The 25840-nt window shown below is 62.3% G+C and carries 25 protein-coding genes and 1 tRNA gene; 14 read left to right on the plus strand and 12 right to left on the minus strand.

All coding sequences use genetic code 11. The features are described 5' to 3' along the window. The first annotated feature begins 204 nt into the window (after positions 1–204). Positions 205–1092 (plus strand): protease HtpX, encoded by an 888-nt coding sequence (gene htpX / locus HU736_RS10025; protein WP_101321555.1) that lies wholly within the window; start codon positions 205–207, stop codon positions 1090–1092. Positions 1093–1149: 57 nt separating this feature from the next. Here htpX and HU736_RS10030 read toward each other — a convergent pair whose 3' ends face one another. Then, complete coding sequence (locus tag HU736_RS10030; protein ID WP_186700084.1) at positions 1150–1800, minus strand: thiopurine S-methyltransferase; 651 nt, start codon at positions 1798–1800, stop codon at positions 1150–1152. Between the two features lie 102 nt (positions 1801–1902). Here HU736_RS10030 and HU736_RS10035 point away from each other — a divergent pair, with 102 nt between their 5' ends. Continuing rightward, positions 1903–2670 (plus strand): DODA-type extradiol aromatic ring-opening family dioxygenase, encoded by a 768-nt coding sequence (locus HU736_RS10035; RefSeq protein ID WP_186700082.1) that lies wholly within the window; start codon positions 1903–1905, stop codon positions 2668–2670. A 66-nt stretch (positions 2671–2736) separates the two neighbouring features. Here HU736_RS10035 and HU736_RS10040 read toward each other — a convergent pair whose 3' ends face one another. Then, positions 2737–4431: a DEAD/DEAH box helicase gene (locus HU736_RS10040; protein WP_186700080.1), complete on the minus strand. Its 1695-nt coding sequence runs from the start codon at positions 4429–4431 to the stop codon at positions 2737–2739. A gap of 371 nt (positions 4432–4802) precedes the next feature. Continuing rightward, the gene (locus HU736_RS10045; protein ID WP_101321561.1) at positions 4803–5558 is read right to left on the minus strand and encodes a spermidine synthase; all 756 of its coding nucleotides are present in this window, start codon (positions 5556–5558) and stop codon (positions 4803–4805) included. 120 nt (positions 5559–5678) lie between these two features. Here HU736_RS10045 and HU736_RS10050 point away from each other — a divergent pair, with 120 nt between their 5' ends. Then, positions 5679–7025: a class II 3-deoxy-7-phosphoheptulonate synthase gene (locus HU736_RS10050; RefSeq protein ID WP_101321563.1), complete on the plus strand. Its 1347-nt coding sequence runs from the start codon at positions 5679–5681 to the stop codon at positions 7023–7025. A 45-nt stretch (positions 7026–7070) separates the two neighbouring features. Here HU736_RS10050 and HU736_RS10055 read toward each other — a convergent pair whose 3' ends face one another. Beyond that, the gene (locus tag HU736_RS10055; protein ID WP_186700078.1) at positions 7071–7820 is read right to left on the minus strand and encodes a sulfite exporter TauE/SafE family protein; all 750 of its coding nucleotides are present in this window, start codon (positions 7818–7820) and stop codon (positions 7071–7073) included. Between the two features lie 112 nt (positions 7821–7932). Between HU736_RS10055 and HU736_RS10060 the strand changes: the two genes are divergently transcribed. The 3 genes from HU736_RS10060 to HU736_RS10070 all read left to right on the plus strand — a co-directional run bounded on the left by HU736_RS10060 (position 7933) and on the right by HU736_RS10070 (position 9956). Continuing rightward, a complete protein-coding gene (locus HU736_RS10060) occupies positions 7933–8886 on the plus strand; it encodes a LysR family transcriptional regulator (RefSeq protein ID WP_186700076.1) in 954 nt (317 codons plus the stop codon). A 57-nt stretch (positions 8887–8943) separates the two neighbouring features. Beyond that, positions 8944–9399 carry a MarR family winged helix-turn-helix transcriptional regulator gene (locus HU736_RS10065; protein WP_103438150.1) on the plus strand — a complete coding sequence of 152 codons (456 nt, stop codon included), beginning with the start codon at positions 8944–8946 and terminating at the stop codon, positions 9397–9399. A 128-nt stretch (positions 9400–9527) separates the two neighbouring features. Next, complete coding sequence (locus HU736_RS10070) at positions 9528–9956, plus strand: organic hydroperoxide resistance protein (protein WP_186700074.1); 429 nt, start codon at positions 9528–9530, stop codon at positions 9954–9956. 62 nt (positions 9957–10018) lie between these two features. On the opposite strand, the gene efp is transcribed toward HU736_RS10070, so the two are convergent. After that, the gene (gene efp, locus HU736_RS10075) at positions 10019–10588 is read right to left on the minus strand and encodes an elongation factor P (RefSeq protein ID WP_103438152.1); all 570 of its coding nucleotides are present in this window, start codon (positions 10586–10588) and stop codon (positions 10019–10021) included. Between the two features lie 48 nt (positions 10589–10636). Next, positions 10637–11770, minus strand: a complete 1134-nt coding sequence (earP, locus tag HU736_RS10080; protein ID WP_186700072.1) for an elongation factor P maturation arginine rhamnosyltransferase EarP — start codon at positions 11768–11770, stop codon at positions 10637–10639. Between the two features lie 130 nt (positions 11771–11900). Between earP and HU736_RS10085 the strand changes: the two genes are divergently transcribed. Both HU736_RS10085 and HU736_RS10090 read left to right on the plus strand, forming a co-directional pair. Then, positions 11901–12287 (plus strand): hypothetical protein, encoded by a 387-nt coding sequence (locus HU736_RS10085; RefSeq protein ID WP_103438154.1) that lies wholly within the window; start codon positions 11901–11903, stop codon positions 12285–12287. Beyond that, positions 12287–12772, plus strand: a complete 486-nt coding sequence (locus HU736_RS10090; protein ID WP_437180451.1) for a GreA/GreB family elongation factor — start codon at positions 12287–12289, stop codon at positions 12770–12772. Before HU736_RS10085 ends, HU736_RS10090 begins: the two co-directional genes overlap by 1 nt. Here HU736_RS10090 and HU736_RS10095 read toward each other — a convergent pair. Then, positions 12769–13707 (minus strand): LysR family transcriptional regulator, encoded by a 939-nt coding sequence (locus HU736_RS10095; RefSeq protein WP_186700070.1) that lies wholly within the window; start codon positions 13705–13707, stop codon positions 12769–12771. The genes HU736_RS10090 and HU736_RS10095 overlap by 4 nt on opposite strands. 120 nt (positions 13708–13827) lie before the next feature. Between HU736_RS10095 and HU736_RS10100 the strand changes: the two genes are divergently transcribed. The 3 genes from HU736_RS10100 to HU736_RS10110 all read left to right on the plus strand — a co-directional run bounded on the left by HU736_RS10100 (position 13828) and on the right by HU736_RS10110 (position 18238). Continuing rightward, complete coding sequence (locus HU736_RS10100) at positions 13828–14577, plus strand: 3-oxoacyl-ACP reductase family protein (RefSeq protein WP_186700068.1); 750 nt, start codon at positions 13828–13830, stop codon at positions 14575–14577. A gap of 132 nt (positions 14578–14709) precedes the next feature. Next, complete coding sequence (locus tag HU736_RS10105) at positions 14710–15912, plus strand: MFS transporter (protein ID WP_186700066.1); 1203 nt, start codon at positions 14710–14712, stop codon at positions 15910–15912. Positions 15913–16105: 193 nt separating this feature from the next. Continuing rightward, positions 16106–18238, plus strand: coding sequence for a TonB-dependent siderophore receptor (locus tag HU736_RS10110; RefSeq protein WP_186700064.1), 2133 nt, complete (start codon positions 16106–16108; stop codon positions 18236–18238). A 183-nt stretch (positions 18239–18421) separates the two neighbouring features. Here HU736_RS10110 and HU736_RS10115 read toward each other — a convergent pair. Next, positions 18422–18511: transfer RNA gene (locus tag HU736_RS10115), tRNA-Ser, on the minus strand. A 288-nt stretch (positions 18512–18799) separates the two neighbouring features. On the opposite strand from HU736_RS10115, the gene HU736_RS10120 reads away from it, so the two are divergent. Together HU736_RS10120 and HU736_RS10125 are read left to right on the plus strand one after the other, a co-directional pair. Next, positions 18800–19489, plus strand: coding sequence for a crotonase/enoyl-CoA hydratase family protein (locus HU736_RS10120; RefSeq protein WP_186700062.1), 690 nt, complete (start codon positions 18800–18802; stop codon positions 19487–19489). 75 nt (positions 19490–19564) lie between these two features. Next, positions 19565–20536 carry a magnesium and cobalt transport protein CorA gene (locus HU736_RS10125; protein ID WP_103438160.1) on the plus strand — a complete coding sequence of 324 codons (972 nt, stop codon included), beginning with the start codon at positions 19565–19567 and terminating at the stop codon, positions 20534–20536. Between the two features lie 42 nt (positions 20537–20578). Here HU736_RS10125 and HU736_RS10130 read toward each other — a convergent pair whose 3' ends face one another. Continuing rightward, entirely contained in the window at positions 20579–21316 is a 738-nt protein-coding gene (locus tag HU736_RS10130; RefSeq protein ID WP_103438161.1) for an amidotransferase, read from the minus strand. Positions 21317–21843: 527 nt separating this feature from the next. On the opposite strand from HU736_RS10130, the gene HU736_RS10135 reads away from it, so the two are divergent. Further along, complete coding sequence (locus HU736_RS10135) at positions 21844–22644, plus strand: c-type cytochrome (protein ID WP_186700060.1); 801 nt, start codon at positions 21844–21846, stop codon at positions 22642–22644. 48 nt (positions 22645–22692) lie between these two features. On the opposite strand, the gene HU736_RS10140 is transcribed toward HU736_RS10135, so the two are convergent. From HU736_RS10140 to HU736_RS10150, 3 genes are all read right to left on the minus strand, one after another. Next, a complete protein-coding gene (locus tag HU736_RS10140; RefSeq protein WP_101321585.1) occupies positions 22693–23025 on the minus strand; it encodes a ribonuclease E inhibitor RraB in 333 nt (110 codons plus the stop codon). Between the two features lie 193 nt (positions 23026–23218). Continuing rightward, positions 23219–23455 (minus strand): hypothetical protein, encoded by a 237-nt coding sequence (locus HU736_RS10145; RefSeq protein ID WP_186700058.1) that lies wholly within the window; start codon positions 23453–23455, stop codon positions 23219–23221. Positions 23456–23602: 147 nt separating this feature from the next. After that, positions 23603–25678 (minus strand): LTA synthase family protein, encoded by a 2076-nt coding sequence (locus HU736_RS10150; RefSeq protein WP_186700056.1) that lies wholly within the window; start codon positions 25676–25678, stop codon positions 23603–23605. Positions 25679–25840: the final 162 nt, after the last annotated feature.

The following is a 25840-nucleotide window of genomic DNA, read 5'->3' on the forward strand; positions in this document are numbered from 1 at the left end:
TGACGGGGCCGCGCTGCGGTCCCGTCTACGGGTGCGGAATTCCCCTTACATCCTGCAACGCTCTCGCCTACAGCTGGGCGAAATTCCTCTGCCATACTCCGCGCTACACAGTTTGAAATAGTCGCCCGGTTGAATCAGCGCGACAGCCCCCTTATATACCCCGCAGTCAGCAAAATTTTCATCCGTCAGGAGAACGTAACAACCATGATGCGCATTCTGTTGTTTGTAGCCACCAACCTTGCGGTGGTGCTGGTTGCAAGCATTACCCTGAGCCTGTTCGGCTTCAATGGGTTCATGGCCGCCAATGGGGTTGACCTTGACCTCGGCCAGTTGCTGGTCTTCTGCGCCGTGTTCGGCTTCGCCGGCTCGCTGATCTCGCTGTTCATCTCCAAGTGGATGGCGAAGATGAGCACCGGCACGCAGATCATCACCCAGCCCCGCACCCGCCATGAGCAATGGCTGTTGCAGACGGTCGAAGAGCTGTCCCGCGAAGCCGGCATCAAGATGCCCGAGGTGGGTATCTTCCCGGCTTACGAGGCCAATGCCTTCGCCACCGGCTGGAACCGCAACGACGCCTTGGTCGCCGTGTCGCAAGGCTTGCTCGAGCGCTTCTCACCCGATGAAGTCCGCGCGGTGCTGGCCCACGAAATCGGCCACGTCGCCAACGGTGACATGGTCACCCTGGCGCTGGTGCAGGGCGTGGTCAACACCTTTGTCATGTTCTTTGCGCGGATCATCGGCAACTTTGTCGACAAGGTGATCTTCAAGAACGAAGAAGGCCGCGGTATCGCCTACTACGTCGCGACCATCGTTGCCGAGCTGATCCTGGGTATTCTGGCGAGCATGATCGTCATGTGGTTCTCGCGCCGCCGCGAGTACCGCGCCGACGAAGCCGGCGCCCGCCTGGCCGGCACCGGCGCCATGATCGCAGCCCTGCAGCGCCTGCGCGTCGAGCAAGGCATGCCGGTGCATATGCCCGACACGCTGAAGGCCTTCGGCATCAATGGCGGCCTCAAGCAGGGCCTGGCTGGCCTGCTGATGAGCCACCCGCCGCTGGAAGAGCGTATCGAAGCACTGCGCCAACGCGGTTGATAACCCGCCGGGCCGCTGCCAACTGCAGCGGCCCGGCACGTTACATCTCGGACCGCTTCAGCGGTGCAAGTGATACACCCTCTCCAACAAGCTGCTCAGGCCGGCCTGACTGTACTTAGGGCTTTCGGCAATGATCTGCTGAGTCTCCAGCGCACCGACCTGCCAACCTGCATAGCCTTCCCGCACTTCACGCTCAGCCACTGAAAACGGCGGACCGTCGATGCGTGTCTGATCGTACTCAAGGGTCACCAGCAAGCCCTGGGCGCCAGCTGGCAAGCCGTTGCCAAGCAACTGCAGATAGCTGCTACGCATTTCCTGCGGCAAGGCAATCAGCGCCGCACGGTCATACAGCCCGGCGCACTCGGCCAGGTCAGCCGCCTGCAAGTCGAAGATATCGCCACACCAAAGCTCGATTTCCCCGCTGCGCCAGACCTCGAACTGGCCCTGGCGAGACACCTCTGGCTGCAGCCCATTGCCTGCAAAAAACGCCTCGATTGCCTGAGCGGACAGCTCTACCCCACGCACCTGATGGCCCTGCCCGGCGAGCCAGAGCAGATCCAGGCTCTTGCCACACAGCGGCACCAATACCCGGCTACCAGGCGCCAGTTGCAGGGCCGGCCAGTGCGCCTGCAAATAGGGATTTACCTGGCTCTGGTGAAAACCGATCTGATTGTCTGCCCACTTCTTGTGCCAAAACGCAGCCTGCATGCTTCCTCCTGGTTTTTCGATCAGTCACTGCAAAAACTTATATTGGAAGACGATCTGAATCTACTCGAAGATGGCCTCATCTTAGCCTTCAGGACCACCGCCATGTTGCCCAGCCTGTTTATTTCCCACGGCTCTCCAATGTTGGCCCTGCAACCTGGCGCCAGCGGGCCGGCCTTGGCCAGGCTGGCCCGCGAGCTGCCTCGACCTAAAGCCATCGTACTGGTCTCGGCCCATTGGGAGAGCCGCGAGCTTCTGATCATGAGCAACCCGCAGCCAGCGACCTGGCACGACTTCGGTGGCTTCCCGCCAGCGCTGTATGCAGTTGAATATCCCGCACCGGGTGCGCCCGAGCTGGCCAGTCAGATCAGCCAGCAACTGAGCGCTGCCGGCCTGCCGGCGCGGCTTGATGACCAGCGCCCGCTCGACCATGGAGCTTGGGTACCGCTGTCGCTGATGTACCGCGAGGCCGATATTCCCGTAGTACAGGTGTCGCTGCCCAGCCACGCCGGGCCTGAGCTGCAACTGCGCGTCGGTCAGGCACTTGCCGCGTTGCGCGCAGACGGCATCCTGCTGATCGGCTCAGGCAGCATCACCCATAACCTCGGCGAACTGGACTGGCACGCTGGGCCAGATGCCGTAGAGCCCTGGGCACTAGCGTTTCGCGACTGGGTCGTGGCCAGGCTGGAGGCGGATGACCGCCCTGCCCTGCTCGACTACCGGCGCCAGGCACCGCACGCGGTGCGTAACCACCCGAGCGACGAGCATCTGCTGCCGTTGTTTTTTGCGATGGGTGCAGGGGCGCGCCTTGGCGTGGTCCATCAAGGCTTCACCCACGGCGCGCTGGGCATGGACATCTATCGCTTCGATTGAGCCTGGGCGTTTTCCAGGCAAAAAAAATCCCCGAATCAATCGGGGATTTTTTTTAGTGCGCCAGGATCAATCCTCGCGATAGCGGCGCAGCTTGAGCTGCTTACCGGCTACGCGGGTGTCCTTGAGCTTGGTCAGCAGACGCTCCAGACCATCTTCCGGCAGCTCGACCAGGCTGAAGCTGTCGCGTACCTGGATACGGCCGATAGCATCGCGGGCCAGGCCGCCTTCGTTGAGGATCGCGCCGAGCAGGTTCTTGGCGGCGATGCCGTCACGAGCACCCAGAGCGGTACGGCAACGCACACGGCCTTCGGCCAGTGGCATTGGCGCACGGCGCTCACGGTCGCCACGGTCGCTGCTGCTGCGCTCGCCACGATCAGGGCGGTCGCTACGCTCGGCACGCTCGCCACGCGGTGCACCGGTTGGTACCAGCGGCTGCTCGCGCTCAACCGAAGCCAGGTCCAGCGGCTGACCGTTGGTGGCTTTGCTCAGCAGGGCCGAAGCCAGGGCACGCGGGGTGCATTCCAGCGAAGCGGTCAGGCGGTCGAACAGGTCGCCGTGGGTGGTTTCTGCTTCGGCTACCAGTGGCGCCAGGCTTGCGGTCAGCTTCTTGATGCGCGCATCGAGCACAGCTTGTGGGCCAGGCAGACGGGCTTCAGCAACTTTCTGACCGGTCACACGCTCGATAACCTGCAGCATGCGGCGCTCACGTGGAGTCACCAGCAGCAGTGCACGGCCTTCGCGACCGGCACGGCCAGTACGGCCGATACGGTGCACGTAGGACTCTGGGTCGTACGGCATGTCCACGTTGAATACGTGGGTGATGCGCGGTACGTCCAGACCACGGGCAGCGACGTCGGTAGCGACAACGATGTCCAGACGGCCATCCTTGAGCGACTCGATCACGCGCTCACGCTGGTTCTGGGCGATGTCGCCGTTCAGCGCGGCAGCCTTGTAGCCTTTGGCTTCAAGGGCAGCGGCCAGATCCAGAGTGGCTTGCTTGGTACGCACGAAGGCGATCAGGGCATCGAACTCTTCGACTTCCAGCAGACGCAGGACAGCAGCGATCTTCTGGTCAGCGTGAACCATCAGGTGAGCCTGATCGATCGCGGTTACAGTCTGGGTCTTGCTCTGGATCTTGACGTGCTTCGGGTCACGCAGGTGACGTTCGGCAATGCTGCGGATCGACGACGGCAGGGTCGCAGAGAACAGCACGGTCTGGCGAGTCGGCGGCAGGGCCTCGAAGATGACTTCGAGGTCGTCCATGAAGCCCAGCTTGAGCATCTCGTCGGCTTCGTCCAGCACCAGGTGCTGAACAGTCGACAGGACTTTCTCGTCGCGACGCAGGTGGTCGCACAGACGGCCTGGGGTCGCTACGACGATCTGAGCACCATTGCGAATGGCACGCAGCTGTGGGCCCATCGGGGCGCCACCGTACACAGCCACTACATTGATACCCGGCGTTTGTTTGGCGTAGGTTTCGAATGCGGTAGCAACTTGCAGCGCCAACTCACGGGTTGGCGCCAGGATCAGGGCTTGCGGTTCGCGCTTGCTCACATCGATGCGATTCAGGATCGGCAGAGCGAAGGCAGCGGTTTTACCGGTGCCGGTCTGCGCCTGGCCGATCATGTCATGACCGTCGAGGATGATCGGGATCGACTGATGCTGAATGGCGGACGGCTCTTCGTAGCCGGTGGCCATTACAGCAGCAACAATGTTCGGGTTAAGTCCGAGAGCGGCGAATCCGCCGGTTTCCTGGGTCATGGGTCTGCCTCTATGTGCATCCGCAAAGACCCATGCTCCAAAACTGCACATGCCTTGAAAGACCCAAAGGTCACCCAGGCAGTTTTGGCGGCGGGGATTTGCGAAAACGATTGAAAAAGAAATACTTGAGAAGGTCCGACTAGCGGACGTGCAGCCGAAGCTGGACTCGGAGGATTTGCACCACCTGATTTTGCGGCCCGCTAAAAGACCGGCGCGTACTATACCCGAAATCCTTGATTGCGGTGAGATTTTTTTCTGGGGCGTGGTGATGTGGGGGGTTGAGGCTGAATCGGTTGGGCTTTAGCTCTCGGCAGGGATGCGTAATTTGCAGTGGAGCGGCGATTTTTGGGGGCGCTTTGCGCCCCACGGCCTCAGGTCGCCGGGCGAATCGCCTTGATCAGGTACTCAAGGCTATACCCCAACTGCGGCGCCAGCGCCTCGGCCCGCGCGCGCAACTCGTCGATCTGCAATTCCTGATCGAATTCGGCTGGCACCAGCACCACGACATTGCCCTCCTTCACCGGCAGCTCCCAATAATGCCGGTGGTAGAGCCCACGCAGCAGCGCCGCACCCAGCGGCTTGCCGTCATCGCCGGCCCACTGGTTGATCACCAGCCAACCGCCTGGGTTTAGCTGCTGCTGACACTGCTCGAGGAAATTCCAGGCCAGATGCGCCACTCCCGGCCCATGGTCGGTATACAGGTCGACAAAGATCAGGTCAGCCTTCTCGGCCGTCGGCAGCAACTCGACCGCATCACCAATGCGCACATACAGCCGCGGGTCATCGTCCAGACCGAGGTATTCCATGGCCAGCCGCGGTACATCCGGGCGTAGCTCAATGGCTTCGACGTCATCCAACGGCAGGAACTTCAGGCACGCCTGGGTCAGCGTACCGGCCCCCAGGCCGAGAAACAGCGCGCTCTCGGGCAGCTCATGGCACAGCGCGCCGATCAGCATCGCCCGGGTGTAGTCGTATTCAAGCCAGCTAGGGTCAGCGGTAAACACGCAGCTTTGCTCGATGGCCTCACCGAATTCGAGAAAACGATAATCCTCGACCTCGTAAACGCTGACGATGCCATAGGCATCCTCGACCCGAGCCAGCAGCCGCTCTTCCCGCTCGTTAGTCATTACCACTCCCGCTGCACCGCGCACAAAAGCGCCATTGTCCGTCAATGCCTGCGGTGCAACAAGCACGCCGCCACCTGATACCATGAGCCATTGCCCCTAACAGCCAATAACGAGCCCGTGATGAACCAACCCTGGAGCCCCGAAAGCTGGCGTGCCCTGCCCATCCAGCAGCAGCCGAGCTACCCCGATGCCGCGCACCTGGCCAAGGTCGAGCAGACCCTCGCCAGCTATCCGCCGCTGGTGTTTGCCGGTGAAGCGCGCGAGCTGCGCCGGCAATTCGCCGAGGTCACCCAGGGCCGGGCATTTCTGCTGCAGGGCGGCGATTGCGCCGAGAGCTTTGCCGAGTTTTCCGCCGCGAAGATCCGCGACACCTTCAAGGTGCTGCTGCAGATGGCCATTGTCATGACTTTTGCGGCCGGTTGCCCGGTGGTCAAGGTCGGGCGCATGGCCGGGCAGTTCGCCAAGCCGCGTTCGGCCGGTGACGAGACCATTGGCCAGGTGACCTTGCCAGCGTACCGCGGCGACATCGTCAACGGCATTGGCTTCGACGCACCCAGCCGCATCCCCGACCCCGAGCGCCTGCTGCAGGCGTACCACCAGTCCACCGCCAGCCTCAACCTGCTGCGCGCGTTTGCCCAGGGCGGTTTTGCCGACCTGCATCAGGTGCACAAGTGGAACCTCGACTTCATCGCCAACTCAGCCCTGGCCGACAAGTACCACCAGCTCGCCGACCGCATCGACGAGACCCTGGCGTTCATGCGCGCCTGTGGCCTGGACAGCGCGCCGCAGCTGCGCGAAACCAGCTTCTTTACCGCCCACGAAGCGCTGCTGCTGAACTACGAACAAGCGTTTGTGCGCAGCGACAGCCTGACCGGCGATTTCTATGACTGCTCGGCGCACATGTTGTGGATCGGCGACCGCACCCGCCAGCTCGATGGCGCGCATGTCGAATTCCTGCGCGGTGTGCACAACCCGATCGGGGTCAAGGTCGGCCCAAGCATGGACCCTGAGGAGTTGATTCGGCTGATCGATGTGCTCAACCCGAGCAACGATCCAGGCCGCCTGAACCTGATCGTGCGCATGGGCGCAGGCAAGGTCGGCACACACCTGCCGGGGCTGATCCGTACGGTAGAGCGCGAAGGCCGCCAGGTGCTGTGGAGCTGCGACCCGATGCACGCCAACACGATCAAGGCCAGCAGCGGCTACAAGACCCGCGACTTTGCGCAGATCCTCGATGAGGTGAAGCACTTCTTCCAGGTTCATCAGGCCGAAGGCTCGTACGCTGGCGGCATTCACATCGAGATGACCGGGCAGAACGTCACCGAGTGCATTGGCGGTGCGCGACCGATCACCGAAGACGGCTTGTCCGATCGCTACCACACCCACTGTGACCCGCGGCTGAATGCCGACCAGTCACTGGAGCTGGCATTCCTCATCGCCGAAACCCTCAAGCAGGTCCGTCGCTGACCTGCTCGCGCGCAGTCACTGCCAGCCGGTGACTGGGCGACCGACTTACAGCTCGTAAGCCAGCAGCACGGCGCACACCACCAAAAAGCCACAGAACATCATGCGCAGCACGCGCTCGGGCAAGGCGTGCGCGAGCTTCACGCCCCAACTGATGCTGAGCAGCCCGCCCACGGCCAGGGCAGCGCCCATCTGCCAGTCAACACTGTGGTGCAGGCCGTAGGTGAGCAAAGTCACCGAGGTGCTCGGTGCCGCCAATGCCAGCGACAGGCCCTGGGCGACCACCTGAGTGGTGCCGAACACACTGGTCAGTACCGGTGTGGCAACCACCGCGCCGCCAACTCCGAACAGCCCGCCCATGGTTCCGGCAAAACAGCCGAGCACACCCAGCCACGGCCACGGATAACGCAATTGGCTGCTGGCCGGTGCGGTGCGCATGAACATCCGCGCCAGGTTCCACACCACCAACGCCAGCAAAAAGCCGACAAAGCCCAGGCGCATCGAATAGGCATCGATGCCGACCGCCCAGATCGAGCCCAGCCAGGCAAACAGCAGACTGCACAGCGACAACGGCAAGGCGTAGCGCAGTTCGATGCGATTGCGCTGGTTGTAACGCCACAGCGCCAGCAGCACATTCGGCACCACCATCACCAGCGCGGTGCCTTGCGCGAGTTGTTGGTCCAGACCAAACAGCACGCCCAGCGCCGGGATCGCGATCAAGCCGCCACCGATGCCGAACAATCCGCCCACCGTGCCCAATGCAGCGCCCAGTACGATATACAGCAACCACTCGATCATCAGGGCCTCATCTGCCTGTTACACAATGTGTACATGCTAACCACTGCGGGCTGGTAGGGAAACGCACAGCAGCGCACAATGGCTTTGCGCATCTCGCACAAGCAGAGCCTGAATGAACCCCGATGCCCTTACCGAACAGCTGAGCCTGTTCCTCGACGTGCTCGACACCGGCAGCTTTTCTGCCGCGTCCAGGCGCCATCCCCTGACCCCATCAGCCGTGGCTCGGCGCATCGACAGTCTCGAGGCAGCAGTGGGCAGCCGGCTGTTCGTGCGCAGCACCCATGCCGTACGCGTGACACCCGCCGGCAAGGCCTTTGCCGAACGCGCCCGGCGCATCATCGAAGAGCTGCGCCTGGCCCGCGCCGAAGCGGTCTCGCTGAGCAACGCCCCTGAGGGGCTGATCCGCATCGACGCCCCGGCCGCCTTCGGCCGCCTGCACCTGGCCCCGGCGATTGCCGACTTTCTCGCGGCGTACCCCGGGCTGGACGTGCGCCTGCGCCTGATCGACAGCTTCGTCGACCTGCACGGCAGCCACCTGGGCGAGGTCGATCTGGTGTTGCGCGCCGGCCCCTTGGCCGACACCCGGCTGGTTGCTACACCACTGGCCTATATGGTCCGCGTGGCCTGCGCCAGCCCGGTGTATCTGACCAACCGTGGCCTGCCCAACTGCCCCAGCGAACTACCAGCGCACGACGGCCTCGACTGGGACGGCCTGGCGCCACCGTTTGCCTGGCGCTTCAACGTCGACGGCCAACTGCGCCTGTATCGGCCCAGCCGCATGCGCATGTCGGCCAACAACGCTGAGACCCTGCTGTGCGGCGCCCTGGCCGGTTTGGGCGTGGCGCACCTGCCGACCTGGCTGATCAGCGAGCACCTGCTGCGCGGCGACCTGGTGCCGTTATTCTGTCAAAACGGCCTGCCTGCAGCCGAGACCAGCGGTATCTACGCATTACGCCTGGAACATGAAACGAACTCTCGCAGCCGCTTGCTGCTCGAATTCCTCAAGAGCCGGTTCAGTCCGTTGCCGCCGTGGGATCTTGCCCTGCGCAGCGAATTACGCTGGTAGTGAGCGCGCCAGCTATCAGCGTGCTAGATTTTAAATCTGAAGAATTCAAGGACCTGCATGAACGCCGACACTAAAGCCCCCTGCGACGAGCTGCTGCTGAACAACCAGGTCTGTTTTGCCCTGCACTCGACCTCGTTGCTGATGACCAAGGTTTACAAGCCCTTGCTGCAGGCGCTGGGCCTGACCTATCCGCAATACCTGGCGATGCTGGTGTTGTGGGAGCAGGACGGCCTGACCGTAGGTGAAATCAGCAATCGCCTGCTGACCGACCCTGGCTCGCTGACCCCGCTGCTCAAACGCCTGGAAAGCGAGGGCCTGCTCAAGCGCACCCGCAGCCGCGAGGATGAGCGGGTGGTGCTGGTGCAACTGACCGACAAGGGCCATGCCCTGCATGAGGATGCCAAGCGCGTGCCGCAGTGCATTCTGCAGGCCAGCGGGCGCAGCCTGGAGCGGCTCCAGCAGTTGCAGTCCGAGCTGTTGGACCTGCGCGCCAGCCTGCAAAAAGCCGTATAGCGAATACGCTGGGACAGCCGTCCCGACAAACGGCTAGTGATTTATCTTGCGCGCAAACTAATTGCGCGCTAATTTAAATCCCACACCAACCAGCGCTACGGCGCGCAGCACATTACGCGAGGCTAGTCATGCAAAAGGTCACTCCGCTGTACATTGCCCAAGCCACTTCCACCGGTGGTCGTGATGGTAAATCCCGCTCGAACGACGGCAAGCTCGAAGTCAAACTGAGCACGCCGAAAGAGCTCGGCGGCGCCGGCGGCGAAGGCAGCAATCCCGAGCAGCTGTTCGCTGCCGGCTACTCGGCCTGCTTCATCGGTGCCCTGAAGTTCGTCGCGGGCCAGGCCAAGCAGCCGTTGCCAGCAGACACCTCGATCACCGCCAAGGTCGGCATCGGCCAGATTCCCGGCGGCTTTGGCCTGGACATCGACCTGGAGATCAACCTGCCCGGCCTGGAACAAGCCGCAGCGCAGGAACTGGTCGACAAGGCACACCAGGTCTGCCCGTACTCCAACGCCACCCGCGGCAATGTCGATGTACGCCTGCATGTGAACGTCTGAGTAATCTTCAGGCATAAAAAAACCCGGCCAGCGCCGGGTTTTTTTGCGTTCGGCAGAAGTGATTACTTCTTCGAACGGCCTTTGAAGCTACCGTCACGGGTGTCGATATCGATCATTTCGTCGATTTCGATGAAGTCAGCAACCTGAACTTCAGTACCGTTGGACAGCTTGGCAGGCTTCATGACCTTGCCCGAAGTGTCGCCACGTGCCGAGTTCTCGGTGTAGACAACCTTACGGCTGATGGTGGTCGGCAGTTCAACCGATACCAGACGCTCTTCGAAGAACACAGCTTCGCAGATGTCAGTCATGCCTTCTTCGATGTACGGCAGAACGGCCTCGATATCTTCGGCGTTCAGCTCGTACATGGTGTAGTCGGTGGTGTCCATGAAGGTGTAAGTATCACCATTGATGAACGACAGGGTTGCTTCTTTGCGATCAAGGATCACGTCGTCCAGCTTGTCGTCTGCACCGTATACGGTTTCAGTCTTGTAGCCGGTCAGCAGGTTTTTCAGCTTGGTCTTCATGATCGCGCTGTTACGGCCCGACTTGGTGAACTCAGCTTTCTGAACCAGCCACGGATCGTTATCGATGCGCAGAACGGTACCGGGTTTGATTTCTTTACCAGTTTTCATTGCGAAATATCCGAATCTGGATGGATTTATAAAAATCGAGGCCGCGTATCATAGCGAATTTCGGCAAAAGTGTACTAGCGCTGTGGCAAGGTCCGGCTGAGCGGCTTGCGCGACAGCCCATTCGCGGGCATGGGTTTGCAGTTCGTCCCAGTGTGGCTGCAGCGCTTGCCAGGCCTGGCCCATGTCGCCGTCGATGTTCCATGCCCGCCACAATGCGGTCAGCGCCACGCTGGCCGGGTCTGACAGCCCCTGGCGATAGAGCGCCAGGAACGCTTCGAGTTTTTCCCAGTGGGCATTCTCGTCCTGGACGTAGATATGCCACAGCATCGGCACAGCGGCCCACTGCGCACGCACGAACGAATCTTCACCGCGCACGGCATTGAAGTCGCAGGCCCACAGCAGCTTGTCGTAATCACCCTGACTGACGAATGGCACCACCTGCACAGTCAGCGCGCCGCGCTGATGCAGCGCACCCGGCGCCAGCGTGGCAACCTCGAGCCAGGCCGCCAGGTCCGCCAGAATTCGCCCTTGTGGCACCAGCAAGTGAGTCGCTTGCGTCCCTGCCGCCAGCGCCTGCAGCCAACTGCCCAACTGGCGGTTCTCATAAGCGAACAGCGACAGCAGCCGACTGCCGGGTGCGACCTGCACGCCCAGCCCTGCCAAAAACTCTGCCCGTTGCTTTGGCGCTGACTGCAGGCTGTCGCGGCTCGCCAGCACACTGGCCTCGCGCAGCAGGCCGCCGGTCCTGGCGGTGAAACCCGGGAAGAAAAACACCTTGCGCAGGCCGTTGGGCTGGGGCGACGGCAAACCGTGGCAACCCTCGACCCAGTCTTCGGCGCTCAGGTACTCAAGGTTCAGCCACAACGGCGGCGTCGCTTGCGCGCTCATCGCCTCGATATAGGCCGGCGGCAACTGACAGGCAAAAGCACCGACCACTACCTCAGCCGGTGAAGTAGCCGACCACGCTGCCGGCCAATGGCGTACGTCTACACCCTCGTGCCACTGCTGCTCGGCGTTGGCGTCAGCGGCTGGGCACAGCGGCACGAAGGCGTTCAGGTCGTCGACCCAAAGCCGCACGGCCAGGCCATGTTCAGCCACCAGTTGCCGGGCCAGGCGCCAGGTCACGCCGATATCACCGTAGTTATCCACAACGGTGCAAAAGATATCCCAGCTGGCTTTCATCGCCGCTCCCATGCTGCGCGGTAAAACCCGCGATTTTGCGGATAAACGCCTGCCGACAAAAGCACCGCGCTGAATATTTGTCGGCGGCCATGCGACAATGCTCGCTACCCCGCCCTGCCAGGAGGCCGCCATGTACCGCCGCCGTGAACTGAAGATTACCCTCAAGCCCGTGCAACTGGTGCTGTGTATTGCCTTCGGCCTGTGGCTTGGCGCCATCGCCATTGCCGTAAGCCTGTGGCTGGCGGCGCGGTTGTGGCCCGAACAGGTGCAGCCGGTCGCTCAGGTGCTGGCACCGGCAATCGTAGCGCCGGCACCGGCCGCAGCCGGCGATGCCCAGGCGCAGATGTTCGAGCGCTACAAGGACATCTTGCACAACCAGGAAGCCGAGCAAGCCGCCGCTGCTGCCGAGGGCAACCCGCGCAATCTGAACAAGCCCAAGTGCCAGTTCTGGCTGCAACAAAACCGCACCGCGCCGACCGACAAGAGCCAAGCCAACGTGCTCGAGTTCTGTTACTGATGTTGAACAAGAACCAGGTACTTAGCGCCATTGTCGCCGCACTCGAAGCCGACGTCGAGGCACTGCGGCGGGCCGCGCAGATCGCCTATGAAGCCGCCACCGCCGAAGAAAACAAGGCCGAGAACAAGTACGACACCCTAGGCCTCGAGGCCTCCTATCTGGCCACAGGCCAGGCCCGTCGCGCTGCCGAGATCCGCCAGGCGCTGCTGACCTACCAACAGTTGGTGCTGCGTGACTATGACCCGACACGCGGCATTCAGATCAGCAGCCTGGTCACCCTCGAAGACGAACAAGGCGATCAGCGTCGGGTGTTCATTGGCCCGGAGGGCGCCGGCCTGAAGCTTGGCCACGGGCCGCAGCAGGTGACCGTGATCACCCCGCGCTCACCACTGGGGCAAGTGTTGATCGGCAAGCGGCTGGACGATGAAGTGAGCCTGGTGGTGGCAGGCGTGGCCCAAGTATCCGCCGTGGTTGCTGTCGCCTAAAGCACCTCCAGCGCATCAAAGGCACTGGCCAGGCCCTGCTCGGCAAACTGCTCGACGACAAAGTCGATGAACGCACGGGTCTTGCCCGGCAGCAGCTTGTGCCCGGCGTAATAAACACTGATGTTGCCATCATCCACGTACCAGTCCGGCAGCACCCGTTGCAGCAGGCCTGCGCGCAGATACGGCACGGCAAACGGCAGGCTGACCAAGGCAATCCCCAGGCCTTGCTGGGCCACCGCGCAGGCAGCATCGGAGTCGCTCATGGTCATGGCCTGACGCAACGGCAGCGGTCGTTGCTCACGCCAGCGACTGGTCAATGGCCAGGCGCGCACGCGGCCGGTCTGCGGCGAGCGGATGAGAATACCAGGCAACTCGAGCAGATCTTCCGGCTGGTTGATCGCGGCGCGCCCTTGAATAAACCCAGGCGCCGCGACCAGCACCCGATGCGCTGGAGTCAGCCGCCGCGCCACCACCCCCGGCGGCAGCTCGAAGCCGCCGCCGATGGCCGCATCGAAGCCCTGGCCGATCAGGTCGACCTGGCGGTTGTCAAAATGCCAGTCCGGCGTGATCGCCGGGAAGCGCTGCAAAAACTCACCCAGCAGCGGCAGCACGTAAAGGCGCCCGAACACCGTGCCCATGCTCACCCGCAACAGCCCCGCCGGCTGCCCCTGGGCGCTGGCAAGGTTGGCCATGGCCGACTGGATAGTGCCGAAGCTGTCCTTGACCTCGCTTAGAAAGCGCTGACCGGCTTCGGTCAGGGTCAACTTGCGAGTGCTGCGCTGAAACAGCCGCACACCCAAGCGCGACTCCAGCTGGGCAACGTTCTTGCCCACTGCGGCCGGAGTCAGGCGCAGCCGCCGAGCCGCTTCGGCGAAGCTGCCAACCTCGGCACTACGAATAAAGCATTCCAACGTACTGAATGACTCGATGGCCATGATTAGCAACCTAGGGTTTACTCTGCTGATCGTGATTAGCATCTTATCAGTAGCTAATCGGCAGCGGATACTGCGCCCATGCCAAGGCCTTTCGCCTTGCCCACCAGCAGGAGTTCGCCCATGTCCAGTCCCCTCACCCTCACCGGCAAAGTCGCTTTGGTCCAAGGCGGTTCGCGCGGCATCGGCGCTGCCATCGTACGCCGCCTGGCGCTGCAAGGCGCACACGTCGCGTTCACCTACGTCAGCTCCGCCGGGCCTGCCCAGGCCCTGGCGGATGAGATCAGCGCCGCCGGCGGTAAAGCCTTGGCGCTGCGCGCAGACAGCGCCGATGCCAGCGCCGTCCAGCAAGCGGTACAGAACACCCTAGAGGCTTTTGGCCGGCTGGATATTCTGGTCAACAACGCCGGCGTGCTCGCCGTTGCACCCGTCGCCGAGTTCGATCTGGCCGAGTTCGACCGCATGCTCGCGGTCAACGTGCGCAGCGTGTTCGTCGCCAGTCAGGCTGCAGCGCCGCATCTGGGCCAGGGCGGGCGGATCATCAATATCGGCAGCACCAATGCCGAGCGCATGCCGTTTGCCGGCGGCGCCCCGTATGCCATGAGCAAGTCAGCGCTGGTTGGCCTGACCAAAGGCCTGGCACGCGACCTCGGCCCGCAGGGCGTGACCGTCAACAACGTGCAGCCAGGGCCAGTGGATACCGACATGAACCCGGCCGATGGCGACTTTGCCGACAGCCTGATTCCATTGATGGCCGTCGGCCGCTATGGCCACGCCGAAGAAATCGCCAGCTTTGTCGCCTACCTCGCCGGCCCCGAAGCGGGCTACATCACCGGCGCCAGCCTGACCGTGGACGGCGGCTTCTCGGCCTGATTACCTGCCCCGTTGCGCCAGACAGCGCGACGGGGCCGCCTGGTAATCGCTACCATGCAGCAATTGAATTGGGATGGGGCCAACGCAGCCCCAATACTCGATGTACTTTTTACTGCCAGCAAAGGACCTGCCATGCCCTCCCCGACCTTGAGTCGCGCCCTCATCCTGCTGATGGCGACCGCCACCGGCCTGGCCGTTGCCAGCAACTATTACGCGCAACCTTTGCTGCACAGCATCGCCGAGCAGTTTGGCCTGAGCACGACCAGCGCCGGCACCATCGTCATCGCTGCGCAGCTCAGCTACGGCGCCGGCCTGCTGCTGCTGGCGCCGCTGGGCGACATGTTCGAGCAACGGCGGCTGATCGTGAGCATGATTGCCATCGCCACGGTCGGCCTGGTCATCAGTGCCTGCGCCCCGAACCTGGCCTGGTTGCTGGTCGGCACCACGCTGACCGGGCTGTTTTCGGTGGTGGCGCAGGTTCTGGTGCCGATGGCCGCCAGCCTGACCGCCCCCGAACAACGCGGCCGCGCGGTCGGCACCTTGATGAGCGGGCTGCTGCTGGGGATCCTGCTGGCGCGCACCGCTGCGGGCTTCATGGCCGAGCTGGGCGGCTGGCGCAGCATCTATGTGCTGGCGGCAGTGTTGATGGCGATCAGCGCCATCGCGTTGTACCGCAGCCTGCCGCAGCACAAGAGCCACGCTGGCCTGAAATACCCGGCGCTGATTGGCTCGGTGTTCCGCCTGTTCGCCGAAGAGCCGGTGCTGCGCCTGCGCTCGTTGCTGGGGCTGTTGGCGTTCAGCCTGTTTGCGTTGTTCTGGACCCCACTGGCATTCTTGCTGGTGCGCGAGCCCTACCACTATGGCGAGGCGGCCATCGGCCTGTTTGGCCTGGCCGGGGCTGCCGGTGCCCTGGCAGCGAACTGGGCCGGGCGCCTGGCCGACCGCGGCAAGGGTGCCCTCGGCACTACCGTGGGCCTGAGTGCGCTGGTGCTGTCGTGGCTGCCACTGGGTTTTGCCGAACAGTCGCTGATGGCCCTGCTGATCGGTGTGTTGCTGCTTGATCTGGCGGTACAACTGGTACATGTCAGCAACCAGAACGCCGTGATCAGCCTGCGTCCCGAGGCCCGCACCCGGCTCAATGCCGGCTACATCAGCTGCTACTTCATCGGCGGCGCGCTGGGCTCACTGCTCGGTACGCAGTTGTTCGAATACAGCGGCTGGAAAGCCATCGTCGTCGCCGGGATCCTGATCGGCACGCTGGCCTTGCTGGTGTGGGTTCTGGCCGAGCGCAGGCGCAAGCTGCAGCCGCCGCGCCCGTCGGCTGCCGCGAGCTGAATTATCTGCCAGCTCAATCGTTTCTCTGAACGGGCGCCTCTGAAATAGGGGCGCCCGACGCTGCTCTGCCTGCTACCATGGCGCCCCTTTTTCGCCTGCCTGGCGCAACACCAGCAGGCTGCCGCTGCCGCTGCCACGCCCCGCCTGCCCTCGGCGCAGCGGTGCCGCGCGCGCGTTTTTCCAGGAGCCCTGCATGACTTCGCTTCGCCCTCGCCTGCCCCTGAGCCTGCTCAGCCTTGGCCTTGCTCTGCACAGTGGCCAGGCCCTCGCTGACGGCGTGACCCTGGCGCCGTTGCAGGTGACCGATGTTTCCGCCAGCGACGGTTATCAGGTGCGCCAGGCGCAGGTCGGCGGCTGGCAGCCAGCGGCGCTGCTCGACACCCCGGCCTCGATCAGCGTATTCAGCCAGCAACTGCTGGAAGACCGCCAGGTGCGCAAGCTCAGCGAAGTGCTGCAAAGCGATGCCTCGGTGGGCGAAAGCTACGCGCCGATTGGCTACTACGAAAACTTCAACGTGCGCGGCTTCGAGCTCAATGCTGCCAGCAGCTACAAGATCAATGGCCAGACCATCGCGGGCGAGCAGAACGTCGCGCTGGAGAACAAGCAGCAGGTGGAACTGCTCAAGGGCTTGTCGGGTTTGCACAGTGGCGTCTCCGAGCCGGGCGGCCTGATCAATTACGTGACCAAACACGCCGCCGATGTGCGTAGCGTCAGCGTCTCGACCAACGAACACGGCGAGCGCTATCTGGCCACTGACGTTGGCGGCTGGTTCGGCAGCGAGCGCCAGTTCGGCCTGCGCGCCAACCTCGCCCATGAGGACATTCGCTCGTATGTCGACCACGCCGACGGCAAGCGTGATTTTGCCTCGTTGGCGTTTGATTGGCAGATCAGCAGCAACGCCACCTTGCAGCTGGACGCCGAGTATCAGCACCGCGAGCAGCGCTCAGTGCCGGGTTATCAACTGCTTGGTGGCAGCGCAGTGCCGCATGGGGTCGATCCGAGTGATCGGCTTGCTTATCAGCAATGGGCCAAGCCCGTGCAGAACGATTCGCTGAACCTTGGCGGGCGCTTCGAGTACCGGTTCAATGACGACTGGAGCGGCACGCTGAGTGCTTCGCGCAGCAAGGTGGTGATTGACGATTACAGTGCGTTTGCCTGGGGCAGTGAAAATGGCATGCAGTCGCAGTTCAGCCCAGACGGCGACTACGACATCTACGACTACCGCAGCCCGGATGACACCCGTCGTACCGATGAGGCGCAGGCAACGCTCAATGGCCGCTTCGATGCGTTGGGGTTAGGTCATGAGTTGACCGTCGGCACCAGCGCTCAACGTCGCACCGTGGACCAGCGCCCGTACTACAACATTGATGTCGGCGACGGCAACATCGAAACAGGCGCGCCAGCAGTCAACCCATCAGATTTGCCGGTTGGCGCCAGCCAACGCCGCCTGGACAGCCGCCAGTACGGGCTATTTTTCAGTGACCGCATCACTTTCAACGAGCAGTGGCAAACCGTGATAGGGGCTCGTGAAGTGCGCCTGGATGAGAAGACTTGGCTCGAGACCGGCGAACTCAACCGCCATACTCAGCAATACCAGTTGCTGCCAAATGCCGCGCTGATCTACAAGCCGCAGCCTGACACCACCGTCTACGCCAGCTACTCCAAAGGCCTGTCGGCCGGGGGCACGGCACCGTGGTTCACCAGCAATCTCGGCGAAATCCTCGCCCCAACACTCTCAAGGCAACTGGAACTGGGCATCAAGCATGACTGGCAAGGCATGAGCTTCAGCGCTGCGCTGTTCCAGATCCGCCAGGCGTATCAGTACGCTCGCCCCGAGGACGGTGGTTTTACCTACGTCCAGCAAGGCCAGCAAAAAAACACCGGCCTGGAGCTCGGCGCCAGCGGTTGGGCCACCTCGAAGTTGCAACTTCAGGCCAGCGTCGCCGCGATCCGCGCGCGAGTCGAAGACAGCGGCACCGACGCTTACGAAGGCCACCAGGCGATCAACGTGCCGAAGTTGCGCGCCGCGCTGCACGCCGAATACACCCTGCCGGTGCCAGGCCTAGCCCTGCTCGGCGGCGCCCGTTACAGCGCCAGCAAGTACGCCAGCCAGGCCGGTAACGTCGAAGTCGGCGGTTACACCGTGTTCGATCTCGGCAGCCGCTACCGCACCGCCATCGGCGGCTATGACACGGTACTGCGCCTGACCGTCGACAACCTGTTCGACAAACGCTACTGGCGCGACACCGGTGATTATCTGGGCGACAACTACCTGTTCCAGGGCGCCCCGCGTACGGCTCGGTTGTCGGCTTCGGTGAGTTTTTAACCACGACACAGCTGAGATGCAGCGCTCAGCGGCCACGAAATCTCAGTTTCGCCGCCGACCTCCCCGGGGCTGCTGCGCAGCCCTTTCGCGACACAAGGCCGCTCTACAGCAAGCTGGCGAAATCGTGCGATGCAGAAACAAAAAGCCCCCGAACTTTTCAGTTCGAGGGCTTCTCGTAGAATGTGGCGGTGAAGAAGGGATTTGAACCCTTGATACGATTTCTCGTATACACACTTTCCAGGCGTGCTCCTTCGACCACTCGGACACTTCACCGTTTCTCTTCAAGCTATTCAGCCTGTCGAGGCGCGCTAATTTAGTCGAAGAGTCGGTTATTGGCAAGCGCTTTTTTCAGAATTTTCATGCGCTTAAGCAAACCCGAGGATCGCTGCAGGGGGCGATGGCAAAGCTGCCATTGTACCCAGTGCTTTTCCCAGTCAACGGCGGCCACGCCCGCAACCCGTGGCCGCGATGGCCGCAGCTGACTGGCCGGTCAGCCTTGCTGCTTTACCTGCGCAGCTGCGCTGGGTAACGTCATCGCCACGCCACTTAAAGGACTCTGCCATGAGCGAGCTGATCACTTACCACGCCGAAGACGGCATCGCCACCTTGACCCTGAACAACGGTAAGGTCAACGCCATCTCGCCAGACCTGATCACCGAATTCAACGCCGCCCTTGATCGTGCGGTAGTGGAACGCGCTGTGGTGATCATCACCGGTCAGCCCGGTATTCTCTCCGGCGGCTACGACCTCAAGGTAATGACCTCGGGCCCACAGCAGGCGGTCTCGCTGGTTACCGCAGGCTCGACTCTGGCCCGCCGCCTGCTCGCGCACCCATTCCCGGTGATCGTCGCCTGCCCCGGCCATGCCGTGGCCAAGGGGGCGTTCCTGCTGTTGTCGGCCGACTACCGCATCGGCGTCGAAGGCCCGTACAAGATCGGCCTCAACGAAGTCGCCATCGGCATGACCATGCACCACGCCGGCATCGAACTGGCTCGCGACCGCCTGCGCCGCTCGGCCTTCCACCGCTCGGTAATCAACGCCGAAATGTTCGACCCGCAGGCGGCCCGCGAAGCTGGCTTCCTCGATGCGGTAGTGCCCGCCGAGCAATTGCTTGAAGCCGCCACCAGCGCAGCCCATGCGCTGAAAAAACTGAACATGAATGCGCACAAGAAAACCAAGCTGAAAGTGCGCAAGGACCTGCTCGATGCGCTCGACGAAGCGATCATCCTCGACCAGGACTTTGCCCTCTGAGCCCGCGCCGAGGTTGCCTGCGCAGCGCAGACCGACCAAGCTGTCCGACATAGTCAACCGAACAAGCGGACAGCCATGGGTCGAGTCGTCGCAGCGGCGGTTTACAGCGCCGGAAGAAAGGTCACCAATATCAGCATCGACGAGGGCAGCGAGTGGGCGAAAAAGCCCGGCCACTTCGTCTGGATCGGCTTGGAAGCGCCCAGCGCCGAAGAGCTGGCCAGCCTGCAGTGCCAGTTCAACCTGCATGAACTGGCCATTGAGGACGCGCTGGAGAAACACAGCCGGCCCAAGCTGGAAACCTTCGGCGATGCGCTGTTCATCGTCACCTATTCGCCGGTGCGGCAGAACGGCAAGCTGGAGTTCATCGAAACGCACATCTTTGCCGGTAATGGCTACATCATCACCTGCCGTAACGGCCACTCCAAATCCTACGCACTGGTGCGCCAGCGCTGCGAAGCCCGGCCGTTGCTGCTCGATCACGGTGAAGACTTCGTGCTGTATGCCCTGCTCGATTTCGTCACCGAGAACTACCAGCCGGTCAGCGAAGCGATCCACGGCGAGATCGAAGAGCTGGAACAAAGCGTGCTCAGCAGTTCGCTGATGGAAGACGACATCCGCCGCCTGCACAGCCTGCGCCGCGACATCCTGCGCCTGCGCCGCTACGTGGCGCCGATGGTGGAAATCAGCGAAGAGCTGCAGCGGCTGAACTTCCCCTTCATCGACAAAAACATGCGCCCGTATTTTCGCGACGTGCAAATCCACGTCACCCGACAGATGGAAGACCTGGTGAGCATTCGCGATATCGCCAGCCAGACCATCGAGATCGGCATGCTGCTGGAGTCGTCACGCCAGAGCATTACCCAGCGCAAGTTCGCCGCGTGGGCAGCGATCCTGGCGTTTCCGACGGCGATTGCCGGGATCTACGGGATGAATTTCCAGAATATGCCCGAGCTGAGCTGGCACTACGGTTACTTTGCCGTGCTGAGCGTGATCGGCCTCGGCTGCACCGGGCTGTTCGCCAGTTTCAAGCGCTCGGGGTGGTTGTAGCGGGATAAGCAGGAGCCGCGCTGGCGGCTCCTGACAAGTGCCTCAGGCGGCGCTTTCCTTGGCGCTCGGTGCGTGCGCAACAAAGCGCAGCATCCACTCGCCAACCAGATCGCCTTGGTGCTCCAGCTTGAGGCTGGCAATGGCGCGCTGGTAAACCTCGTCACCCAAGTGCTCCTGGCGGGCATCGAGCAGTGCGCGCGAATAATCATGGACAAACTCAGGGTGGCCCTGGAAGCACAGCACCTGATCGCCCACATGGTAGGCAGCGTTCGGGCAGAAATCGCTTGAAGCAATCACCGTGGCGCCTTTGGGCAGCTGAGTGACCTGATCCTGGTGGCTGATCAGCAGGGTCAACTCGGTTACCTGCGGGTCCATCCATGGCGCATGCGCAGCCAGGGTGTAGCGGTGCACGCCCACGCCCCAGCCACGGTCGGCACGTTCGGCCTTGCCGCCGAGCACCAGCGCCAGCAGTTGGTGGCCAAAGCACACGCCCAGCAACTTGTCGCCACGCTCGTACAGCTTGAGCAGGTACGCCTTGAGGGTCTGGATCCACGGATCATCGCCGAATGAGTCGGCCTTGCTGCCGGTCACCAGATACGCATCGAAGCGCTCGCCCTCGGGGGGATAGTCGCCGTTCATCACGTTGTACACACGAAACTCGGCCTGGTTGACCGACTGACGCAAGAACAGCTGCTCGAACATCCTGCCGTAACCCTGGTACTGCGCCGTCAGCTCTGGCCGCAGGACGTCGGTTTCAAGGATGCAGATGCGTAACGACATAGCGATAGTCCTGAACGACACAAGGAGGGTTTGGCTGTAGAGACTGCCGCGAAAGACACGTACAAGCAAGTAGGCTGTACTGACGAACGGTAAGGGGTGTCACCCTTGGTAACCCCCATCGCGCAGCGGTCTAGCTCAGACTTATCGGGCTGGTGGCAAGTGGCCTTAAATGAAACTTGTATGTCAAAGCCTGCACTTATAACAAAGGGTTCTCAAACATGCATAACCTACACCCTACTGTTGGATGTATACCCAAAAGCAGGAAGCCAGCAGAACCGGCGTGTAGCCACGCCGCTGTGATCGACCCGACCCGGCAAAGGGAAGCCAACGGCTATTCAGGAATAACAACAAGAAGGCGGTCCGCCATGTTCAGACAATCAAAAGTACGCCAAGCCGGACTCATATTGTTCGCTACCACCTTGCTGCTGATCTTGCCGAACCTTTCTCGGCTGTTTGGCTGACAGCTTGTGTGGCTATTTCAGACATTGCATAGGTAATCTGCCGATCTCACCGGTTGGAGATTACCTATGCGCATCACCTTCGCCCTGCTGGCGCTGCTACTCAGCCTGCCCGTGGCTGCGGCGCAGCTGAACCTTGAGCTGGGTGAGCGCACACGCCATTGGCAAACTGCCGAGCTGCTTGCCCATCCGCAGGCAAGTGATATCGACGTCCCGGCAGACGTCGCCTACAAGCGGCCCATGCACTACCGCGCAGTGCCCTTGGCTGTGTTGCTTGAGGGCGTGCAGCCAGGCGAACACCTGCAGGCCATTGCGCTGGATGGCTTTGCTGCCGAGATGCCCGCTTCGCCGCTGTTGGCCAATGGCCCCGCGCAGGCGTGGCTGGCGGTAGAGGACAGCGCCAAGCCATGGCCCGCACTGGGCAAAGACAAAGCGACCGCCGGGCCGTTCTATCTGGTCTGGACCAACCCTAAGGCCAGTGCCATCCGCCCAGAGCAATGGCCCTTCCAGATCGCCACCATTCGCCGCCTGGCAGCGGTCGAGCAACGCTTCCCGGCACTGTTGCCCGAGGCTAGCCTTGCCAGTGACGACCCGGTACGCCAAGGCTTTGCCCTGTACCAACAGAACTGCATGGCTTGCCACCGCCTCAATGGCGCCGGTGATGCGCAGTTCGGCCCGGACCTGAATCGCCCCTACAATCCTACCGAGTACTTCCAGCCGGCGTTTTTGCGCAAATACATCCGCGACCCACAAAGCTTGCGCCAGTGGTCGCAGGCAAAAATGCCTGGCTTTGCCGAAAGTGTATTGAGTGAAGAGGAACTGGACGCGCTGCTGGCGTATCTGGCGCACATGAGCAAGCGCAAAGGTTGAGCCGCAGGTAGAGCCATTCGCGAGCGCACTCGCGAATGGCGATGGCACTTAAGCGGTTTGCCGCTCGTGCTTGACGCCCCAGCCTTCGACTTCGCCACCGAGGGGCGAAACCACCCCCTCGAAGGCCTCTTCGAAAGCACCGATGCCGCGGTAGGTTGCATACATGATCTTGCTCAACTCAAGGTTCCAGCCGCCATCATCACGTTCTCGTACCTGAGCATTCAACGACTCGCCACGAAACCGCCCGGCCGCCTGGCGGGCGCCGCTTTCATCTGGAAATACCGCATAGAACTCGATGGGGTGGATCTGGGTGAAGTCAAAACCGCCAGCTTTCATCTGGCGCAGGACATTGCTGCTGATGTCGTCGTTCTGGCTGCTCATGAATCGTCCTCCTGAATAATGCAATGGATAGACTTTCCGTGCACTACGCACTTGCCGGCGCCGGTAAAGGCCGCAAACAAGCCGAGCTGATCGAGCTGATGCAAGACGCGAAGAAAACCGCGTCGGCCCGCAGAAGAGGCCGATGCGTGAGACTAGCGTAGTGCTTATCGCAGCACTACGCCAGAGGGGCTGCTCAAGGCATTTCGCGGATGTCGCTGATGGTTACGCCGTTCTGCTCCTTGAGCCAGCGTGCCGTCGGTGCGTCGCTACGGTCCTGGAAGTCATTCAAATCCAGTTCATTCAAAAGCGGAAAAAGCTTGGTGCGTATTGCGCGTGCCGCCTCTTCATCACTGGGACGCTGATCGCCGGTGAGCAGCAGCGTCGTCGGTTCACCTTTCTGGTCGGCAAAGATGACTTCCCACTCTTTCATCGAATAACCCTCGGTGGATACGGAATTGACTGACATCCGTTCTAGCTTGACCACTGGCTGCAGAAGTTGTTCAGCGCGCTCGCCAAGCGCACATGAAAAAGGGCCCGCCGGTTACCCGACGAGCCCTTCACGGTGCCCCAGCGCGCCCTATTTGGGTGTGCCGTGGACCACGCCTGCGGTGTTGTCGAGCAGGCTCTTGGTAGCGGTCTGGATGTAGGCTTCGAGGTTTTTCAGCAGTTCGGGCTGATCCGGGCTTTCGATCAGTTCGGCCTTGAACTCGCTGCCCAGCTGGTAGCGGTACATGCGCGGGGTCATGTCCTTGGACTCGATCAGAATGCGGTCGCCCTTCACCAGGCCAACGATCTGCTCGCTGCCCGACGGTTTGATCATGCCCACACCCTGATCGCCTTCCGGCAGGTTGAGCAGGTCACGGCCCCAGCACTGATGACGGGTCTGACCACCCAGGCGGCCCATGATGGTCGGAACGATGTCGACCTGGGTACCGACGGTGTGGTCGACCGCACCGAATTTGTCCTGGATGCCCGGGCCGATCAGCAGCAGCGGCACGTTGAAGCGGCCTAGATCGAGCTCGGTGACCTGCTGGTGGTTGCCAAAGCCGTGGTCGCCAACGATGACGAACAGGGTCTCCTTGAAGTACGGCTCTTTACGCGCCTTCTCGAAGAACTGGCCCAGCGCCCAGTCGGAGTAACGCATGGCGGTCAGGTGCTCGTCGAGACGGCCCTGGCCGGTCACAGGCTCTACCGGCAGGTCTTTTGGCAGCGCGTACGGGGTGTGGTTGGAAAGCGTCTGCAGCAAGGCGTAGAAGGGTTTCTTGCCGTAGTTTTTTGCCAGCTCCTCGGCGCCACGGTCGAACATGTCCTGGTCGGATACCCCCCAAGTCGGGTCGGAGAACACCGGATTGACGAAGTCGTTACGACCGATAAAGGTGGTCATGCCCTGGTTGCCGAAGAAACCGGACTGGTTGTCCCAGGCAAAGTCGCCGTTGTAGACGTACACATCGTCGTAGTCGCGGGCACTGAGCAGCGCCGGCAGTCCGGACAGTTTGTGGCCACCCTCAGGGGTCTGCATCAGGTATTCGAAGCCCGGCAGGTTGGGGAAACAAGCCATGGTGGCAAACATGCCCTGATGGGTATGGGTGCCGTTGGAGAAGAAGCGGTCAAACAGCAGACCCTCCTTGGCCAGCTTGTCGAAGTACGGCGTGATGTTGTTGGGGCTGCCCAGCGCGCCCACCGAATGACCGGCGAAGCTCTCCATCAGGATCACCACGACGTTCTTGATCGGCAGGGTGCGCTCGGCTGGCGGTACGAAATCACGGCGGATCGCAGCTTCGTCGGCATCGACCAGGGTGTCGTGCGGTGTCAGCAGCAGGTCACGCACAGTTTGCTGCGCCACTTGCTGATCGAGCACTGGCTTCCAGACATTGGCGCGATCCTCACCGAAGCGGCTCTTGGCAGCGTCGATCAGGGTCAGCGTGCCATTGAGGCCCAGCTGGTTGATGAAGTTGGAGTCGGTGGTGAACGCGTCGCCCCAGCGCATTGGCGGGCCTTGGCGCAGGGTGCCACGGGCGGCAATCACGGCAATCAGCAAGATCACCATGAATACAGCCAGGCGGTAATACCAGGCCACAGGCGGGCGCGGGTTGCCGTGCAGCGCGCCGCTGGCAGGCCGGGTCAGCCGATCGATGCCTTTGAACAACAGGCTCAGCAGCCAGGTGCCGATCACCCAGGCGAGCAGATAGCGCACCACCGGGAAACCGTACCAGAGCATGCTCAGGACGGTTTTCGGGTCTTCCTTGACGTACTGGAAGACCAGGCCGTTGAGGCGCTGGTGGAACTCGCGATAGAAGTCCAGCTCCATCAGGCCAAGGAACATGACCACGCTCGAGGCAATCGTCAGCCACACGCGGAATACACCACGCGCTGCCATCGCGGCCGGGCTGAGGACCGCCAGCAGCAGCGGGATGCTCAGGTACACCACCACCCGCAGGTCGAAGCGCAGGCCATTGAGGAAGCCCTCGGCAACCGTGGAATACGGCGTATCGCCGATCATGTCGCTGTTGTAGACCAGGAGGCCAAGGCGTACCAGGCTGAGCATCAGCATGATGACCAGGCCGCAGAGCAAGGTGTAGGCCAGGTGCGATTGCAGGGTCGGCGCGGAACGAACCGGCACGGCCCGTTGTTTCAAGGCATCCGTGTTAGCCATGAATGGGGAGATCCTAGGAGTTTGCGGGAAGGCGACAGCGCCCATAAGCCCTGCCAGCGGTCGTGGCGATAGGGCAAACGCGGCATTGTGCGGCGCGGATTCTGGTTAATCCAGTGTGAAAATTGTGTCACGAAGCGGCGACTGCGCAGTCAGCCCCGCGCT

Origin of the sequence: Pseudomonas shirazensis, assembly GCF_014268785.2 — a bacterium.
Lineage (GTDB): Bacteria > Pseudomonadota > Gammaproteobacteria > Pseudomonadales > Pseudomonadaceae > Aquipseudomonas > Aquipseudomonas shirazensis.

What these genes read in the sequence shown, in the direction of transcription:
- HU736_RS10100 (WP_186700068.1), top strand. Translation starts at nt 13,828, where the DNA reads ATGTCCAGTCCCCTCACCCTCACCGGCAAAGTCGCTTTGGTCCAAGGC.
- HU736_RS10035 (WP_186700082.1), top strand. Translation starts at nt 1,903, where the DNA reads ATGTTGCCCAGCCTGTTTATTTCCCACGGCTCTCCAATGTTGGCCCTG.
- HU736_RS10030 (WP_186700084.1), bottom strand. Translation starts at nt 1,800, where the DNA reads ATGCAGGCTGCGTTTTGGCACAAGAAGTGGGCAGACAATCAGATCGGT.
- HU736_RS10045 (WP_101321561.1), bottom strand. Translation starts at nt 5,558, where the DNA reads ATGACTAACGAGCGGGAAGAGCGGCTGCTGGCTCGGGTCGAGGATGCC.
- htpX (WP_101321555.1), top strand. Translation starts at nt 205, where the DNA reads ATGATGCGCATTCTGTTGTTTGTAGCCACCAACCTTGCGGTGGTGCTG.
- HU736_RS10150 (WP_186700056.1), bottom strand. Translation starts at nt 25,678, where the DNA reads ATGGCTAACACGGATGCCTTGAAACAACGGGCCGTGCCGGTTCGTTCC.
- HU736_RS10135 (WP_186700060.1), top strand. Translation starts at nt 21,844, where the DNA reads ATGCGCATCACCTTCGCCCTGCTGGCGCTGCTACTCAGCCTGCCCGTG.
- HU736_RS10110 (WP_186700064.1), top strand. Translation starts at nt 16,106, where the DNA reads ATGACTTCGCTTCGCCCTCGCCTGCCCCTGAGCCTGCTCAGCCTTGGC.
- HU736_RS10070 (WP_186700074.1), top strand. Translation starts at nt 9,528, where the DNA reads ATGCAAAAGGTCACTCCGCTGTACATTGCCCAAGCCACTTCCACCGGT.
- HU736_RS10120 (WP_186700062.1), top strand. Translation starts at nt 18,800, where the DNA reads ATGAGCGAGCTGATCACTTACCACGCCGAAGACGGCATCGCCACCTTG.
- HU736_RS10090 (WP_437180451.1), top strand. Translation starts at nt 12,287, where the DNA reads ATGTTGAACAAGAACCAGGTACTTAGCGCCATTGTCGCCGCACTCGAA.
- HU736_RS10125 (WP_103438160.1), top strand. Translation starts at nt 19,565, where the DNA reads ATGGGTCGAGTCGTCGCAGCGGCGGTTTACAGCGCCGGAAGAAAGGTC.
- HU736_RS10105 (WP_186700066.1), top strand. Translation starts at nt 14,710, where the DNA reads ATGCCCTCCCCGACCTTGAGTCGCGCCCTCATCCTGCTGATGGCGACC.
- HU736_RS10145 (WP_186700058.1), bottom strand. Translation starts at nt 23,455, where the DNA reads ATGAAAGAGTGGGAAGTCATCTTTGCCGACCAGAAAGGTGAACCGACG.
- HU736_RS10095 (WP_186700070.1), bottom strand. Translation starts at nt 13,707, where the DNA reads ATGGCCATCGAGTCATTCAGTACGTTGGAATGCTTTATTCGTAGTGCC.
- HU736_RS10040 (WP_186700080.1), bottom strand. Translation starts at nt 4,431, where the DNA reads ATGACCCAGGAAACCGGCGGATTCGCCGCTCTCGGACTTAACCCGAAC.
- earP (WP_186700072.1), bottom strand. Translation starts at nt 11,770, where the DNA reads ATGAAAGCCAGCTGGGATATCTTTTGCACCGTTGTGGATAACTACGGT.
- HU736_RS10130 (WP_103438161.1), bottom strand. Translation starts at nt 21,316, where the DNA reads ATGTCGTTACGCATCTGCATCCTTGAAACCGACGTCCTGCGGCCAGAG.
- HU736_RS10050 (WP_101321563.1), top strand. Translation starts at nt 5,679, where the DNA reads ATGAACCAACCCTGGAGCCCCGAAAGCTGGCGTGCCCTGCCCATCCAG.
- HU736_RS10085 (WP_103438154.1), top strand. Translation starts at nt 11,901, where the DNA reads ATGTACCGCCGCCGTGAACTGAAGATTACCCTCAAGCCCGTGCAACTG.
- efp (WP_103438152.1), bottom strand. Translation starts at nt 10,588, where the DNA reads ATGAAAACTGGTAAAGAAATCAAACCCGGTACCGTTCTGCGCATCGAT.
- HU736_RS10140 (WP_101321585.1), bottom strand. Translation starts at nt 23,025, where the DNA reads ATGAGCAGCCAGAACGACGACATCAGCAGCAATGTCCTGCGCCAGATG.
- HU736_RS10065 (WP_103438150.1), top strand. Translation starts at nt 8,944, where the DNA reads ATGAACGCCGACACTAAAGCCCCCTGCGACGAGCTGCTGCTGAACAAC.
- HU736_RS10060 (WP_186700076.1), top strand. Translation starts at nt 7,933, where the DNA reads ATGAACCCCGATGCCCTTACCGAACAGCTGAGCCTGTTCCTCGACGTG.
- HU736_RS10055 (WP_186700078.1), bottom strand. Translation starts at nt 7,820, where the DNA reads ATGATCGAGTGGTTGCTGTATATCGTACTGGGCGCTGCATTGGGCACG.